The sequence below is a fragment of the Streptomyces sp. NPDC048171 genome, from assembly GCF_043202655.1.
Lineage (GTDB): Bacteria > Actinomycetota > Actinomycetes > Streptomycetales > Streptomycetaceae > Streptomyces.
In genome coordinates this window covers 320,018-333,440 of sequence record NZ_JBIDAU010000002.1, presented here as the reverse complement: position 1 = coordinate 333,440, position 13,423 = coordinate 320,018, and the positions used below count along the sequence as shown (strand labels likewise).

14 protein-coding genes are annotated in these 13,423 nt (G+C 71.4%); 7 read left to right on the top strand and 7 right to left on the bottom strand.

All coding sequences use genetic code 11. The annotated features are described in order from the left end of the window. The first annotated feature begins 96 nt into the window (after positions 1 to 96). Positions 97 to 603 carry a sigma factor-like helix-turn-helix DNA-binding protein gene (locus ACGF3J_RS05945; RefSeq protein WP_161330633.1) on the top strand — a complete coding sequence of 169 codons (507 nt, stop codon included), beginning with the start codon at positions 97 to 99 and terminating at the stop codon, positions 601 to 603. A 271-nt stretch (positions 604 to 874) separates the two neighbouring features. Continuing rightward, the gene (locus ACGF3J_RS05940; protein WP_386932319.1) at positions 875 to 1,132 is read left to right on the top strand and encodes a hypothetical protein; all 258 of its coding nucleotides are present in this window, start codon (positions 875 to 877) and stop codon (positions 1,130 to 1,132) included. Positions 1,133 to 1,147: 15 nt separating this feature from the next. Here the strand turns inward: ACGF3J_RS05940 and ACGF3J_RS05935 are convergent, their stop codons facing one another. Further along, positions 1,148 to 2,302, bottom strand: coding sequence for a cystathionine gamma-synthase (locus ACGF3J_RS05935; RefSeq protein ID WP_393853525.1), 1,155 nt, complete (start codon positions 2,300 to 2,302; stop codon positions 1,148 to 1,150). Positions 2,303 to 2,398: 96 nt separating this feature from the next. On the opposite strand from ACGF3J_RS05935, the gene ACGF3J_RS05930 reads away from it, so the two are divergent. Beyond that, entirely contained in the window at positions 2,399 to 3,517 is a 1,119-nt protein-coding gene (locus ACGF3J_RS05930) for a hypothetical protein (protein WP_161330636.1), read from the top strand. A 59-nt stretch (positions 3,518 to 3,576) separates the two neighbouring features. Here ACGF3J_RS05930 and msrA read toward each other — a convergent pair whose 3' ends face one another. Then, positions 3,577 to 4,089, bottom strand: coding sequence for a peptide-methionine (S)-S-oxide reductase MsrA (gene msrA / locus ACGF3J_RS05925; RefSeq protein WP_161330637.1), 513 nt, complete (start codon positions 4,087 to 4,089; stop codon positions 3,577 to 3,579). A gap of 139 nt (positions 4,090 to 4,228) precedes the next feature. Between msrA and ACGF3J_RS05920 the strand changes: the two genes are divergently transcribed. Together ACGF3J_RS05920 and ACGF3J_RS05915 are read left to right on the top strand one after the other, a co-directional pair. Next, a complete protein-coding gene (locus ACGF3J_RS05920; RefSeq protein WP_393853698.1) occupies positions 4,229 to 4,897 on the top strand; it encodes a hypothetical protein in 669 nt (222 codons plus the stop codon). 84 nt (positions 4,898 to 4,981) lie between these two features. Then, on the top strand, positions 4,982 to 6,259 hold the full coding sequence (locus ACGF3J_RS05915) for a hypothetical protein (RefSeq protein ID WP_393853524.1): 1,278 nt from the start codon (positions 4,982 to 4,984) through the stop codon (positions 6,257 to 6,259). Positions 6,260 to 6,298: 39 nt separating this feature from the next. Here ACGF3J_RS05915 and ACGF3J_RS05910 read toward each other — a convergent pair whose 3' ends face one another. Then, entirely contained in the window at positions 6,299 to 6,910 is a 612-nt protein-coding gene (locus ACGF3J_RS05910) for a TetR/AcrR family transcriptional regulator (protein WP_161330639.1), read from the bottom strand. 158 nt (positions 6,911 to 7,068) lie between these two features. Between ACGF3J_RS05910 and ACGF3J_RS05905 the strand changes: the two genes are divergently transcribed. Beyond that, positions 7,069 to 8,088, top strand: a complete 1,020-nt coding sequence (locus ACGF3J_RS05905; RefSeq protein WP_393853523.1) for an aldo/keto reductase — start codon at positions 7,069 to 7,071, stop codon at positions 8,086 to 8,088. A 29-nt stretch (positions 8,089 to 8,117) separates the two neighbouring features. Here ACGF3J_RS05905 and ACGF3J_RS05900 read toward each other — a convergent pair whose 3' ends face one another. Both ACGF3J_RS05900 and ACGF3J_RS05895 read right to left on the bottom strand, forming a co-directional pair. Beyond that, positions 8,118 to 8,945, bottom strand: coding sequence for an SDR family oxidoreductase (locus tag ACGF3J_RS05900; RefSeq protein ID WP_393853522.1), 828 nt, complete (start codon positions 8,943 to 8,945; stop codon positions 8,118 to 8,120). A 116-nt stretch (positions 8,946 to 9,061) separates the two neighbouring features. Continuing rightward, positions 9,062 to 10,102: an NAD(P)-dependent alcohol dehydrogenase gene (locus ACGF3J_RS05895; RefSeq protein ID WP_161329388.1), complete on the bottom strand. Its 1,041-nt coding sequence runs from the start codon at positions 10,100 to 10,102 to the stop codon at positions 9,062 to 9,064. 168 nt (positions 10,103 to 10,270) lie between these two features. Here ACGF3J_RS05895 and ACGF3J_RS05890 point away from each other — a divergent pair, with 168 nt between their 5' ends. Beyond that, positions 10,271 to 11,152, top strand: a complete 882-nt coding sequence (locus ACGF3J_RS05890; protein WP_161329389.1) for a helix-turn-helix domain-containing protein — start codon at positions 10,271 to 10,273, stop codon at positions 11,150 to 11,152. Between the two features lie 36 nt (positions 11,153 to 11,188). Here ACGF3J_RS05890 and ACGF3J_RS05885 read toward each other — a convergent pair whose 3' ends face one another. Together ACGF3J_RS05885 and ACGF3J_RS05880 are read right to left on the bottom strand one after the other, a co-directional pair. After that, a complete protein-coding gene (locus tag ACGF3J_RS05885; RefSeq protein WP_393853521.1) occupies positions 11,189 to 11,872 on the bottom strand; it encodes an ABC transporter ATP-binding protein in 684 nt (227 codons plus the stop codon). A 32-nt stretch (positions 11,873 to 11,904) separates the two neighbouring features. After that, positions 11,905 to 13,386: an ABC transporter permease gene (locus ACGF3J_RS05880; RefSeq protein WP_393853520.1), complete on the bottom strand. Its 1,482-nt coding sequence runs from the start codon at positions 13,384 to 13,386 to the stop codon at positions 11,905 to 11,907. Positions 13,387 to 13,423 lie beyond the last annotated feature (37 nt).

The following is a 13,423-nucleotide window of genomic DNA, read 5'->3' as shown; positions in this document are numbered from 1 at the left end:
CTTTACCGCGCGGTTCGGACCGAACTCTTGACCGACGGGGCATCCCTGGCCTGATATGAGACCTCAGGGGTCGTCGCCGTCTGGGCGGGAGGCGCGGTGCGAGAACGGCATGCGTCCCACGGTGCCCGCCGGGCCCGGGAGTTCGAGGCGTTCGTCGCGGGCGCGGCGGGGCGGCTGCTGCATGCCGCCACCCTGCTGACGGCGGAGGCACCGGACGCCAACCCGCGCGCGCGGCGGCTGCTGTCGCTGTCCCTCGCCCACACGTACGCGTCCTGGGACCGGCTGCACGGCGAGGACCCGTACGACCGGGCCCGGCAGTATCTGGCGGCCCGCTTCGCCCGCGGTGCCTGGCACCGGCACGGCGGCCTGGTCCGGCCCCGGCGGCGACCCGTGGGCCCGCTGGGCGCGCTCACCCCTCAGGAACGCCTGATCCTGGTCCTCCGGCTGTACGAGGGTGTCGCCGAGGAACAGGCGGCGGCGCTGCTCGGCCTGCCCGTGGAGCGCGTACGCACCATCTGCGACCGGGCGACGGCCACCCTGCTGCGTCCGCCCGCCGCGCCGGCCCGCCCGGTGGGGGCGAAGGCGAAGGCAGTCACGCCGTGAGGGGCGGTGGCGGGGCGGGAACAGCGTGCGAGCCCGGCGGGGCGGGAACCGCCTGCGAGCCCGGCGGGGCAGGGTGGTCCAACGGGGCGGGTGGACCGGGTGCGTCCGCCTCTTCCCGCGGGTCCGGCGTGACCGGCGGATCGGGCGCGGCTGGCGGATCGAGCGCGGCCTGCCCATCCGGCGGGCGGGGGGCATCCGGCGGGCCTGGCGGGTGCCACGCGTCCGGCGGGACCGCCACCGGTACGCGCGTGTGGTGCGTCAGGAGGGGGCGGTGAACCGCGCGCGGCGGGAGGACGCCGCCCGGCGGATCATGGAGCAGTCGCCGCCGCGCGTGCCGCCGGAGCTGTACGCGGACGCCGTGCGGCGCGGTGGCCGCATGCTGCGGCGCCGGGCCGTCGCCCGCCGCGCGATGTGGCTGCTGCTGTGCGCCGCGGTCGTGGCGTTCACCGTGTGGGCGCTGACCGTGCAGCCCTGGGTGGAGCCGCCGTCGGAGACGACCCCACCCGTGACGGGCTGGGAGGGCTGGTGAGCCCCTGGACCAGGACTAGCCCAGGGCCTGCTGGAGGTCCGCCAGCAGATCGTCGACGTTCTCGATGCCGACCGACAGCCGCACCAGGTCGGCGGGCACCTCCAGGGCCGAGCCCGCGGCGGAGGCGTGCGTCATCCGGCCGGGGTGCTCGATCAGCGACTCGACGCCGCCCAGGGACTCGCCGAGCGTGAACACCTTCGCGCGGTCGCAGACCTCGACGGCCGCCTGCTCGCCGCCCTCGACGCGGAACGACACCATGCCGCCGAACGCCTTCATCTGCTTGGCGGCGATCTCGTGTCCCGGGTGCTCCGGGAGGCCCGGGTACAGGACGCTCGTCACGCGCCCGTGCCGGGAGAGCATGTCGGCGACCTTGACCGCGTTCTCGCTGTGCCGGTCCATGCGTACGGCGAGGGTCTTGGTGCCGCGCAGCACCAGCCAGGAGTCGAAGGGCCCGGCGACCGCGCCCATCGCGTTCTGGTGGAACGCCAGCTCCTCGCCGAGCTCCGGGTCGTCGACGATCAGCGCGCCGCCGACGACGTCCGAGTGGCCGCCCATGTACTTGGTCAGCGAGTGCACGACGACGTCCGCGCCGAGCGCCAGCGGCTGCTGGAGGTACGGCGTGGCGAAGGTGTTGTCGACGACGAGGCGGGCGCCGGCGTCGCGGGCGACCTGGGCGACGGCGGCGATGTCGGTGATTCCGAGCAGCGGGTTGGAGGGCGTCTCCACCCACACGGCCTTGGTCTTCGGGGTGATCGCGGCCCGCACGGCGGCGGGGTCGCTGGTGTCGGCCACGGACCATTCCACGCCCCACCGGGTGGCGACCTTGGCGAAGAGCCGGAACGTGCCGCCGTACGCGTCGTTCGGGATCACCACGTGGTCGCCGGGCCGCAGCAGCGCGCGCAACAGGCAGTCCTCGGCCGCCAGTCCGGACGCGAAAGCGAGACCGCGGCGGCCGCCCTCCAGGGCCGCGAGGTTCTCCTCCAGGGCCGTACGGGTCGGGTTGGCGCTGCGGCTGTACTCGTAGCCGCCGCGCAGTCCGCCGACGCCGTCCTGCTTGTAGGTCGACACCTGATAGATCGGCGGGACGACCGCGCCCGTCAGGGGATCGGCGGTGTTGCCCGCGTGAATCGCGAGCGTCTCGAAGTGCTGACTGATGTGCCTGTCGCTCATGGGCACCGAGGGTAGCGGCGCGACGGGCTTCGCGCGTTTTCCACAGGGCGGGGGACAGGTTGGCCAATTGTCGGCGGCGTCTGGTTCGCTTGAGACATGGAGATTCTCTGGGTCCTGATGGCACTGGCCATGCTGTGCGTGGTGCTGCTCCCCGTTCTGCGGCGCCGGCGAGGCGCGGTCGGTCTGGTGTCCCCCGGCCACCCGGACGCCGCGGACCCCGCGAACTACGGCTTCGCCCTGGAGGAGGAGCTGGACATCCGCATGCCGGGACCCGACCAGGACCTGCTGGAAGTCCTGGACCTGGTGCAGCGCACACAGGACTACCGGGGGGCGCAGCAGCTCCTCGCGGGCACGGAGGCGGAGAGCGAGCGGCGCTGGCAGCGGGTGCAGGCCTTCGCGGGTGCCGCGTCGCTGGAGCTGCGGCAGCGGCCGGGCGGTGTCGGGGACACGCCGGGCGGGCAGTGGCTGCGGGTGTGGCGGGCCGAGGCGCCGAAGGACGCGGGCGGGGCGGCGGTGCACGCCGAGTTCCTGGTGCAGCAGGCCTGGCGGACGGCGACGCCGGGCACGGACGACTTCCGGATCATCATGGAGGAGGCGAAGTCGGCCTGCTCGGAGGCGGCGCTGCTGGCCCCCGGGGACCCGATCCCGTACATCGTCGAGCTGTCGGTGGCCCGTGGCCTCGGCTATTCGCGCGAGGACTTCGAACAGCTCTGGCTGAAGATCCTCGACCGCGCCCCGAACCACATGGGCGCGCACCTGGCGGCCCTGCACTACTGGTGCGAGAAGTGGCACGGCTCGCGCGACCTGGCGTACTCCTTCGCGGAGGCGGCCGCGGCCCGCGCCCCGCGCGGTTCCCTCCTGGCGGCGATGCCGCTCTTCGCGGTCTTCGAGCACATGCCCGAGGTCAACCTGGTCAGCGGTTTCTACCAGAGCGAGGTCGTCACCAAGGCCGTCCACGGCGCCCTGCACGCGGTGCACTCGGCCCGCCCGGACGACCCGATGCAGGCTCACGTCCGCCACCTGCTGGTCTTCTTCCTGGTCCGCGGTGAGCGCTGGGCCGAGGCCATGAACCAGCTGATAGTGATCGACGGCCACGTCGGCGCCCTGCCCTGGACCCTGTCCAGCGACCCGGCGGCGGAGTTCGCGGTCTACCGCGCACTCGCGGTGGCGGGTTACGAGGCGAACGGCGGCAGCCCGGCGACCCTCCCCCAGTGACGGGCGCGCCCGGCCCCCGACGTCGTCGGGGGCCGGGCGTTCATCCGGTCGCGATCAGGTCACTGGTCGGCACGCACCGGCAGCTTCCAGCCCGGCCGCGGGAAGTGGCAGGTGTACCCCTCCGGGTACCGCTGGAGGTAGTCCTGGTGCTCCGGCTCGGCCTCCCAGAAGGGCCCGACCGGCTCCACCTCGGTGACGACCTTGCCGGGCCACAGGCCGGAGGCGTCCACGTCCGCGATCGTGTCCTCGGCGATCCGCTTCTGCTCGTCGTCGACGTAGTAGATCGCCGAGCGGTAGCTGAGACCGATGTCGTTGCCCTGACGGTTCTTGGTGCTCGGGTCGTGGATCTGGAAGAAGAACTCCAGCAGCGCGCGGTAGTCGGTCTGCTCCGGGTCGTAGAGGATCTCGATGGCCTCGGCGTGGGTGCCGTGGTTGCGATACGTCGCGTTCGGAACGTCTCCCCCGGTGTAGCCGACCCGGGTGCCGGTGACGCCGGGAAGCCGGCGGATCAGCTCCTCCATCCCCCAGAAGCATCCGCCCGCGAGCACGGCCCTCTGTGTCTGCGCAGCCATGGTGGCCCTCCAATACCAGTCATCTAGATCACTCGGGCCACCCGGCTCACACACAGGCCACCCTTGCCCTACCAGTGCAACGCCTTAGGGCACCCAGCGATTCCGCAGTCGCCGGGAGCGAGATCATGAACGCGTGACGATGCGGATCAAGAAGGCGAGTCCAGTGGAGCAGCCAGACAGTGAACCGGGGCTCTCCGCCTACCAGCGGGCGCTGCGAGACCGCCTGCTCGCCGCCCCTGTCGTTCCCGCGCCCGCGCCCTGGCGGCCCGTCTTCGAGTACGCGTACGGAGTCCCAGTCGGTGGGCTGCTCGGCATCGGCTTCGCGTCTCATCCCGAGAGTGGCCATGACCTGGTCATGGTCGTCTCACGGGACGGGCACGGTCTCTTCGACGCCGTCACCGGCGAGAAGATCGCCAGGGACCGCGACCCCGAGCACGACACACCCGACGAGGCGGCCGACCTGACCTGCCCCGGACTGGGACCGATCGCCGACAGCCGCGTACACATCGCAGGACTCTTCGGCGGAGGGCTCCACACCACGACCGAGGACGGCTGGACCCTGGAGGCCGTCGCCCCTGCATGGCCCAACGACCGTGTGCTGCTCTCCGCCGACGGCGGGCTTCCGCACTCCGGCCCGCACGGAGAGCAGTGGTGGCACATTTTCCACTCCGACTACTCCGAACTGCGAGCCTTCGGCTTCTCTCCCTCGGGGGAGACCATCGCGGTCGCGACGAGCAGTGACGTGTCGCTGTGGACCCGCGGTGCTGAACACAGCGACGGCATCGTCCCGACGCCGTCTCCATCATGACAGCCCAACGGCCGCTTTCGTAGGAGCAAGGGCACAGGTCAGCAGCCTTGTCCGACTTCATTACCGGCTCTCACAATTCCCGTCATGGATCACGTGGAAACGGTCGATGAGAATGCGGTGCTGCGGGCGCGCGCGCTCCTGCTGGGATCGAGCACACCGGGGTTCGGGAAACAGGTCGAGGCCTATCGGATTCTTGCGTCGGTAAGTCCGCTGGCCTATCTGCCGAAGCTGACCCAGGCGCTGCTTTCGTATGGATATGCGCCAGAGGTACGAAGCCGACCGGAGGCGCGGTTGGCGCACCACGAGGAGGCGGCCGCCGCCGCACGACGTATCGATGCGGGCGAACCCAGAAGGACCGAGCTGCTTGTAAGAGCCCTGTCCGCGTACCGGACCGCGTTGTATGCCGTTGGACGGCGGGCCGAGGTGTTCGGCATCTGCGAGGAGATGGCCGCGGCCGGGCGGTGGGGTTTCGAGCACGGTCAAGTGCTCAGTCCTCTGTACGGGCACGGGCCGCTCGCCATCGCACTGGCCGAGAGCGGGAGGCACCAGGAGGCCGCAGCGCTCTACGGCGACTTGATGCGGGCCACTCGCCCGGAGGGCTCGGAGGAGGTCTCGTTCTGGACCATGCTGGAATGGGCGGCCGAACTAAATGCCGCCGGACAGCACGACAGAGCACTGGAAGCGTTCGCGGACACAGTGGACACCACTCGTCTCGAAGTCGACCAGGACAGCAGTGCCCTGGCCATCCTGGCCTGGCAGTTGGTCCACCAGGCAGGCATGCTGGGTGCGGCGGGGCACCACGTCGAGGCGCATCGAATCCGGCGAGAGGTTCTTGCCGTCCTCTACGAGCTGGACAGAACCGGGGAACGCAAGACCTGGAGCAACATCCTGTCGTGGTGGACCACTCTGTACGCACTGTCGGGCCGCTCGGCGGAGCCCGTGCCGCGTCCGAGTGCGCCGGCACCGCCGTTCGGCTTTTCGTTGCTCGACTGGTCACCCGACGTCAAGAAAGCGTACTTCGACGGTCTGCCAGGCCTCGAAGCCGAGGTCGCCGATCTGAAAACGGCCGCCACGACAGATTCGCGCGAACATCTTGCCGCCTTGTTGTTCTTGCACCGCAGGTTCACCATTCGCTCAGCCCTTTACTGCGAGCAGCACAACCAGGACATCCTGAAGCCGCTCCGCCCGCTCTTCAACGAGGGCGTGGCCTTCGCGCGCCGCTTGGCCGACGTGGCAGGTGGGGAGGAGAGCTTGGCGGAGGTAGGACGAGCCTTGACCGACCGTTCCATGTTCCTTGTCGCGGCCAAACAGTACGGCGAGGCCTACGACGACTACTGCGACGTCGTCGACCTGCTCGGCTGATCGGACACGTCGCCGTGCCGCCCCGCCGAAGCCCCCGCCTCAGCCCCGCCCCCGCAACCCCCCGATCAGCAGCCCCACCAGCTGTCGCGCGTCGTAGCGCGGGTCGTTCTCCGCGCCGATGCAGAGGTTGCCGACGCCGCGCATGAGGGCGAGGGCGCGTACGTCGGAGTGGATCTCTCCGGCGGCGGTCGCGGCGGCCAGGAGGTCGGTGCACACCGGGACCAGGCGATCGAGGAAGTACGTGTGCAGGGCCTCGAAACCCGCGTTGTCGGACTGGAGGACCCCGGCCAGGCCGTGTTTGGTGACCAGGAAGTCGACGAAGAGGTCGATCCAGCGCGCGAGCGCGTCGTACGCCGTCGGGGCGCTCGCCAGCAGGGCGGGGCCCGCCTCGGCGCACGCCTCCACCTGGTGCCGGTAGACGCCGATGATCAGGTCGGCCCGGGTCGGGAAGTGGCGGTAGATCGTGGCCGTTCCGACGCCGGCCTCGGCCGCGATGTCGCGGACGGGGGCCTCCACGCCCGCCCGGACGAACACCGCGGCGGCCGCGTCGAGCAGCGTCTTCTCGTTGCGCCGCGCGTCCGCACGCTTGGGGCGGGCCGCGTTCCCCGCGGCGCCCGAGCCGTCCCTCGTGGCCTCTTGGCCGTCCTTCACCGTGCCATTCCCTCCGCCGACGCCGAACGGCGTTGCTAAACGGGACACCGTTCCGTATCGTTAAACGGGACAGGGTTCCACTTGGCTATCCATGATGCCAGAGCAGCGGACCCGCCACCAAGTCATGCCCCGATCTCCCCGTCCGGAGGAAATTCGTCATGCAGTACCGCACCTTGGGCCGCACCGGCGTGCAGGTCAGCTCGCTCGCGCTCGGCGCCATGAACTTCGGCAGCATCGGACGCACCACCCAGGTGGACGCCACCGCCCTCGTCGACGCCGCCCTGGAGGCGGGGATCAACCTCATCGACACCGCCGACTGGTACAGCGGCGGCGAGTCGGAGGAGATGGTCGGCAAGGCCATCGCCGGCCGCCGTGAGGACATCGTGCTGGCCACGAAGGCGTACATGCCGATGAGCGACGAACCCAACCACAAGGGCGCCTCGCGCCGCTGGCTGGTCACCGAGCTGGACAACAGCCTGCGCCGGCTCGGCGTCGACCACGTCGACCTCTACCAGATACACCGCTGGGACCCGGCCACCAGCGACGAGGAGACGCTGTCCGCCCTCACCGACCTCCAGCGCGCGGGGAAGATCCGCTACTTCGGCTCCTCGACCTTCCCCGCGTACCGCATCGTCGAGGCGCAGTGGGCCGCCCGCGAGCACCACCTGGGCCGGTACGTCACCGAGCAGCCCAGTTACTCCGTCCTCCAGCGCGGGGTCGAGAGCCACGTGCTGCCCGTGACCGAGCGGTACGGGCTCGGGGTGCTGGTGTGGAGCCCGCTGGCCTCGGGATGGCTGTCGGGGGCGGTCCGGGCGGGACGGGAGATCGCGACGCACCGTTCGTCGGTCCTGCCGGAGCGGTTCGACACCTCGCTGCCCGCCAACCGGGCCCGCATCGACGCCGTCGAGAAGCTGGCCGCGGTCGCGGACGAGGCCGGACTCACCATGATCCAGCTCGCGCTCGGTTTCGTGACCGCCCATCCGGCCGTCACCGCCGCGCTCGTCGGGCCCCGGACCCTGGACCACCTGCGCGCGCAGCTCGCCGCCGCGGACACCGTGCTCTCCGACGACGTCCTCGACGCGATCGACGAGATCGTCGCGCCCGGCACGGATCTGGCGGCGCACGAGAAGTTCGACGCCACGCCCGCGCTCCTCGACTCCTCGCTGCGGCGCCGCTGACCGGCGAGGCGAGCGGCGCCGGGGAGCCGTCACCGGCCGCGGCCGACCGGTTCCGCCCGTTCCGTCAGGAACTCCGCCCAGGTCAGCTTGGACACCAGGGCCCCCGCCAAGGTGAGGTTGGCGCCGGAGCGGTACGCGCGCCCCGCCTTGCCGGGAATGCGCACCGGCAGCCTCGGGCGCCGACGGCGGCCGTGGACCTCGCGGTAGGAGCCCGCCAGCGAGGCCAGGTCGTGGACCTCGGGGCCGGTCATGTCGGGGACCCGGCCGGACGGCTCCGCCAGGGTCAGTTCCGCCAGGCGTTCGGCGACCTCGCGGGCGGCGACGGGCTGGAGGCGCAGTCCGCCCGGGGCCGGGAGCACCGGCAGCCTGGACATCTTCTCGACCATCGTCAGGGTCAGCTCGTGGAACTGGGCCGCCCGCAGCACCGTCCAGCCGATGCCCGAGCCGGCGATCGCCCGCTCCGACTCCAGCTTGGTGCGCAGCCAGGCCAGCGGCACGGTGTCGGCGCCCACGACCGAGATGTACACGAGGTGCCGTACGCCGGCCCGCGCCGCGGCGCGCACCAGGGTGCGGGTCGCCTCGTCGTCGCCCTTCGGGCCGCCCGCCAGGTGCAGGACGGTGTGCACACCGCCGACCGCGGCGTCGACGCCCGCACCGGTCAGGAGGTCGCCGGTGACGTACTCGACGCCGTCGTCCGCGGCGGAGGGGGGCCGCCGGGTGAGGATCCGCACCTGGTGACCGGCTGCCCGCAGCAGCGGGACGACGTGCCCGCCGAGGGTGCCGGTACCGCCGGTGACCAGGATGGGGGTGGTGGGGTTCGCGGGGGTGGAGGGGGACGGGGCTGAGGGGTACGTCATGTCTGCTCCCGGGGTCTGCCTTGGGTGTCGTGGCGCTATGACCCGGGGCGGGACAAAGATGTGACAGGGCCGGGGAAGAAATCTTCCCCGGCCCTGTCAATGCATCGGCTGACCGGTCAGATGGTCGCCGTGTCGATCACGAACCGGTACCGCACGTCACTCGACTGCACCCGCTCGTACGCCTCGTTGACCTCGGACGCGGCGATCAGCTCGATCTCCGCGCCGATGCTGTGCGCCGCGCAGAAGTCCAGCATCTCCTGCGTCTCGGCGATGCCGCCGATCATGGACCCGGAGAGGGACTTGCCGCCGCCGAGCAGCGCGAACAGGTTGAGGGAGACCGGCTCCTCGGGCGCGCCGACGTTGGCCAGCGTGCCCTCCGTCTTCAGCAGGCCCAGGTAGGCGCCGAGGTCGAGCGGGGCGGAGACGGTGGAGACGATCAGGTCGAAGCTGCCGGCCAGTTCCTCGAAGGTGGCCGGGTCGCTGGTGGCGTAGTAGTGGTCGGCGCCCAGCTTCAGGCCGTCGTCCTTCTTGCGCAGCGACTGGGACAGCACGGTCACCTCGGCGCCCAGGGCGTGCGCGAGCTTGACGGCCATGTGGCCGAGACCGCCCAGTCCGACGACGGCGACCTTCTTGCCGGGGCCCGCGTTCCAGCGCCTGAGCGGCGAGTACGTGGTGATGCCGGCGCACAGCAGGGGCGCGGCCTCGTCCAGGGAGATGCCCTCGGGGATGCCGAGGACGAAGTTCTCGTCGACGACGACCTTCTGCGAGTAGCCACCGTAGGTGACCTCGCCGTCCTTGCCGATGCCGTTGTACGTCATCACGTTGCCGCCCGTGCAGTACTGCTCGCGGCCGGCCTTGCAGTTCTCGCACTCGCGGCAGGAGTCGACCATGCAGCCGACGCCCACCCGGTCGCCGACGGCGAACTTCGTGACGCCGGGGCCGACCTCGGAGACGACGCCCGCGATCTCATGGCCGGGGACCATCGGAAAGATGGCCTCGCCCCAGCCCTCCTGGACCTGGTGGATGTCGGAGTGGCAGATGCCGGCGAACTTGATGTCGATCAGGACGTCGTGTTCCCGCACCTCGCGCCGCTCGATGGTGGTGCGCTCCAGCGGGGCCTTGGCGGCGGGTGCTGCGTACGCGGCGACAGTGGTCATGCCGGGTTCTCCGGGATTCTCTCGTCTTCGTCTGGTGATACCTCCACCCTGCCTGCGGCCCGCGCAGTCACCCAGACCACGCTTTTGCGTACGTCCAGCGTGCGTACCACTGACGGGGACAGGCTCATGGGCGTACGACCGGGAATACGTCGGGCGATACTGGACACCATGGATGGACAGCTTGACCGGCGAGCCGAACTGAGCGAGTTCCTGCGCACCCGGCGGGCCCGGCTGAAGCCGGAGGACGTGGGCCTGGAGTCGTTCGGCAGGCACCGCCGGGTCCCCGGCCTGCGTCGGGAGGAGCTGGCGCAGCTGGCCGGGGTGTCGGTGGCGTACTACACCCGTCTCGAGCAGGGCAACGGCCAGAACGTGTCGTCGGAGGTCCTGGACGCGATCGCCCGGGCGCTGCGGCTGACCGATGCCGAGCAGGCCCACCTGACGCACCTCGCGAAGCCGAAGCAGCAGCGCAGGCGGGCGTCGACGGCGGCGCGTGCACAGCAGGCCCCGGTGCGGGTGGCGCTGCTCCAGCTCCTCGAGTCGATCGAGGCGGTACCGGCGTACGTGTCGGGCCGCCGCTCCGAGATCCTCGCCTGGAACCGGATGGCCGCCGCTCTCTTCGGCGACTGGGGCAAGCTGCCGGCCCCGGAGCGGAACTGGGCGCGGCTGGTCTTCCTGAACCCGGAGTACCGCGAGCTGTTCGTGGACTGGGACCAGAAGGCGTACGACATGGTCAGCTTCCTGCGCATGGACGCGGGCCGGCACCCGGACGACCCGCGGCTGTCCGCGCTGGTGGGCGAGTTGTCCGTGAAGAGCGAGGAGTTCCGGCGGCTGTGGGCCACGCACGACGTCAAGGAGAAGAGCTACGGCGTCAAGCGGATGCGGCACCCGCTGGTCGGTGACCTCACCCTGTCCTTCGAGACCTTCCGCCTGGTCGACGACGACGAACAGGCCTTCGTCACGTACCACGCCGAACCGGGCTCCCCCTCGGCGGACGCGCTGCGGCTGCTCGCGAGCTGGGGGACGGACGCGGCGGCGTCGGTCCGGACGTGACCACCGCTCCGAACCGCCCGCCGTACGCCCCTCCCGTCACGCCGAGGCGTTCTCCCGCACGGTGATCCGGCCCTTGCGGATCGTCGCCACCCGTGGGGCCTTCTTCGCGATCGCCGTGTCGTGGGTGACCATCACGAAGGTCAGGCCCAGCTCCTTCCACATGCGGTCGAGTACGTCCATGATCTCGTCGCGCGTCGACTCGTCGAGGTTTCCGGTGGGTTCGTCGGCGAGGAGCACCTTCGGCTGCTTCACCAGCGCGCGGGCGATGGCGACGCGCTGCTGCTGGCCGCCGGACATCTCGCCGGGGAGGTGGGCGAGCCGTTCGCCGAGGCCGACGGAGGCCAGCGCCTCGGCGGCCTGCTCGCGCCGCTCCTTGGCCTTGACGCCGAGCGGGACCAGCGCGGTCTCGACGTTCTCCTGCGCGGTGAGGGTCGGGATCAGGTTGAAGGACTGGAAGACGAAGCCGATGCTCTCGCTGCGCACCCGGGTCAGCCGGGCCTCGGGCAGCGCGGCCAGGTCGGTGCCTTCGAGGACGACCCGGCCGGAGCTGGGCCGGTCGAGGGCGCCCAGCATCTGGAGCAGGGTGGACTTGCCGCCCCCGGTGGGGCCCTGGATGACCAGGCGGTCGCCGTCGGCGATGGTCAGGTCGACGCCGTCGAGGGCGGTCACGGCGTCCTTGCCGCGGGTGTAGCGCTTGGTGACGCCGGTGAGTTCGTACATGGTGGGACTCCTGGAGTACGGGGAAGGTGGAGCTACTCGACGCGGCGCAGCGCGTCCGCCGGGCGCAGCCGGGAGGCACGCCAGCCGCCGAAGCCACCGGCGACCAGGCCGCCCGCCACGGCGAGGGCGACCGCGAGGGCGATGGTGGTCACGCTGACGGGTGCGGTGAGCGCGATGTCCAGGGTCTTCGCGGCGCTCTGCCGGGCGGGACCGCCCATGCCGCCGCCGAAGCCGCCGGGACCGCCCGCGCCCCCGCCGCCGCCGAGCTGGGCCTGGAGCGTCGGGCTGACGGCCGTCACGGCGTACGCGCCCGCGAGGCCCAGCGCGATGCCGAGGACGCCGCCGACCAGGCCGTTGACGACGGCCTCGCCGACCACCTGCCGGGTGACCCGGCCCGAGCGCCACCCCAGCGCCTTCAGCGTGCCGAACTCGCAGACCCGGCGGGAGACCGCCGAGGAGGTGAGCAGGCCGGCGACGAGGAAGGCGGCGGCCAGCACCACGATCGACAGCCACTTGCCGACACCGGCGGCGAGGGAGGAGGCCGTGGACAGGGAGCCGGAGACGGTGTCGGCGAGGTCGGCGGAGGTGGTGACGGTGGTGTCCGGGACGTTCTTCTGGATGGCGGACTTGACGCCGTCGATCTTCTGCGAGTCGGCCGCCTGGACGTAGATCGTGGTGACCTTGTCCTCGGCGTCGCCCAGGGTCTGCGCCCGCTGGAGCGGTACGTAGAGGTTGGCCGCGGCGTCGCCGCTGTCGGCGGTGGCGATCCCGACGACCTCGAACTTCACGCCCTTCACGGTGACCGTGCTGCCGGTCTTGAGCTTCTTCTCCTTGGCGTAGGCGGAGTCGGCGACGGCGACCGCGGCGTCGGTCTCCGACTCCTTGAAGGTGCGGCCGCTGGTGATGGTGGAGGAGGTCAGCGGTCCGAGGGCGGGCTCGGTGACGTCGGTGCCGTAGACGGAGTAGCTGTTGACGTCGAAGTCGGCGCCGCCGCCCTGGACCCGGCCCTGCGGGGACTGCCCGCCGCCCGGACCGCCGCCCTGCCCTTGGCCCTCACCCTGGCCCTGGCCGCCGGAGCCGCCCTCCTGCTGGAACTGGCCCCGGGTGAACTCGCCGCTCACCTTGACGACCTGGAGGCTCAGTCCGCCCACGGCGTCGGCGACACCGCTCTGGCCGGCGACCTTGCCGACGGTGGAGTCCGCCAGCGTCTGGAACCCCTGCACCATGACGCGGTCGGTGCTCTGCTCCTCCTCGGAGCCGTCCTCCTGGGCGTCGAAGCGGAAGCGGGGGCGTTCCGCGGTGGTGCCGGACGAGGGCTCCGCGGCCTTGGTGACCGTCATGTCCGTGCCCAGCCCGTACAGGGACTGCAGGACCTTGTCCTGGGCCCGGCCCATGCCGGAGGAGACGGAGTCGACGACGATGACCAGCGCGATGCCCAGCGCCAGGCCGGAGGCGACGACGAGGGCCGCCTTTCTGCGGCGGCGCAGCTCGCGCCTCAGGTAGGTGAAGAACATGGCCGCAAAGTAGGGACGGCTCGTGATGAAGGGATAA

Excerpts from the sequence above, each read along its gene's own strand:
- ACGF3J_RS05900 (WP_393853522.1), bottom strand. The coding sequence starts at position 8,945 with ATGACGTACCCCTCAGCCCCGTCCCCCTCCACCCCCGCGAACCCCACC.
- ACGF3J_RS05920 (WP_393853698.1), top strand. The coding sequence starts at position 4,229 with ATGCGGATCAAGAAGGCGAGTCCAGTGGAGCAGCCAGACAGTGAACCG.
- ACGF3J_RS05905 (WP_393853523.1), top strand. The coding sequence starts at position 7,069 with ATGCAGTACCGCACCTTGGGCCGCACCGGCGTGCAGGTCAGCTCGCTC.
- ACGF3J_RS05915 (WP_393853524.1), top strand. The coding sequence starts at position 4,982 with ATGGATCACGTGGAAACGGTCGATGAGAATGCGGTGCTGCGGGCGCGC.
- ACGF3J_RS05890 (WP_161329389.1), top strand. The coding sequence starts at position 10,271 with ATGGATGGACAGCTTGACCGGCGAGCCGAACTGAGCGAGTTCCTGCGC.
- ACGF3J_RS05895 (WP_161329388.1), bottom strand. The coding sequence starts at position 10,102 with ATGACCACTGTCGCCGCGTACGCAGCACCCGCCGCCAAGGCCCCGCTG.
- ACGF3J_RS05885 (WP_393853521.1), bottom strand. The coding sequence starts at position 11,872 with ATGTACGAACTCACCGGCGTCACCAAGCGCTACACCCGCGGCAAGGAC.
- ACGF3J_RS05930 (WP_161330636.1), top strand. The coding sequence starts at position 2,399 with ATGGAGATTCTCTGGGTCCTGATGGCACTGGCCATGCTGTGCGTGGTG.
- msrA (WP_161330637.1), bottom strand. The coding sequence starts at position 4,089 with ATGGCTGCGCAGACACAGAGGGCCGTGCTCGCGGGCGGATGCTTCTGG.
- ACGF3J_RS05935 (WP_393853525.1), bottom strand. The coding sequence starts at position 2,302 with ATGAGCGACAGGCACATCAGTCAGCACTTCGAGACGCTCGCGATTCAC.
- ACGF3J_RS05880 (WP_393853520.1), bottom strand. The coding sequence starts at position 13,386 with ATGTTCTTCACCTACCTGAGGCGCGAGCTGCGCCGCCGCAGAAAGGCG.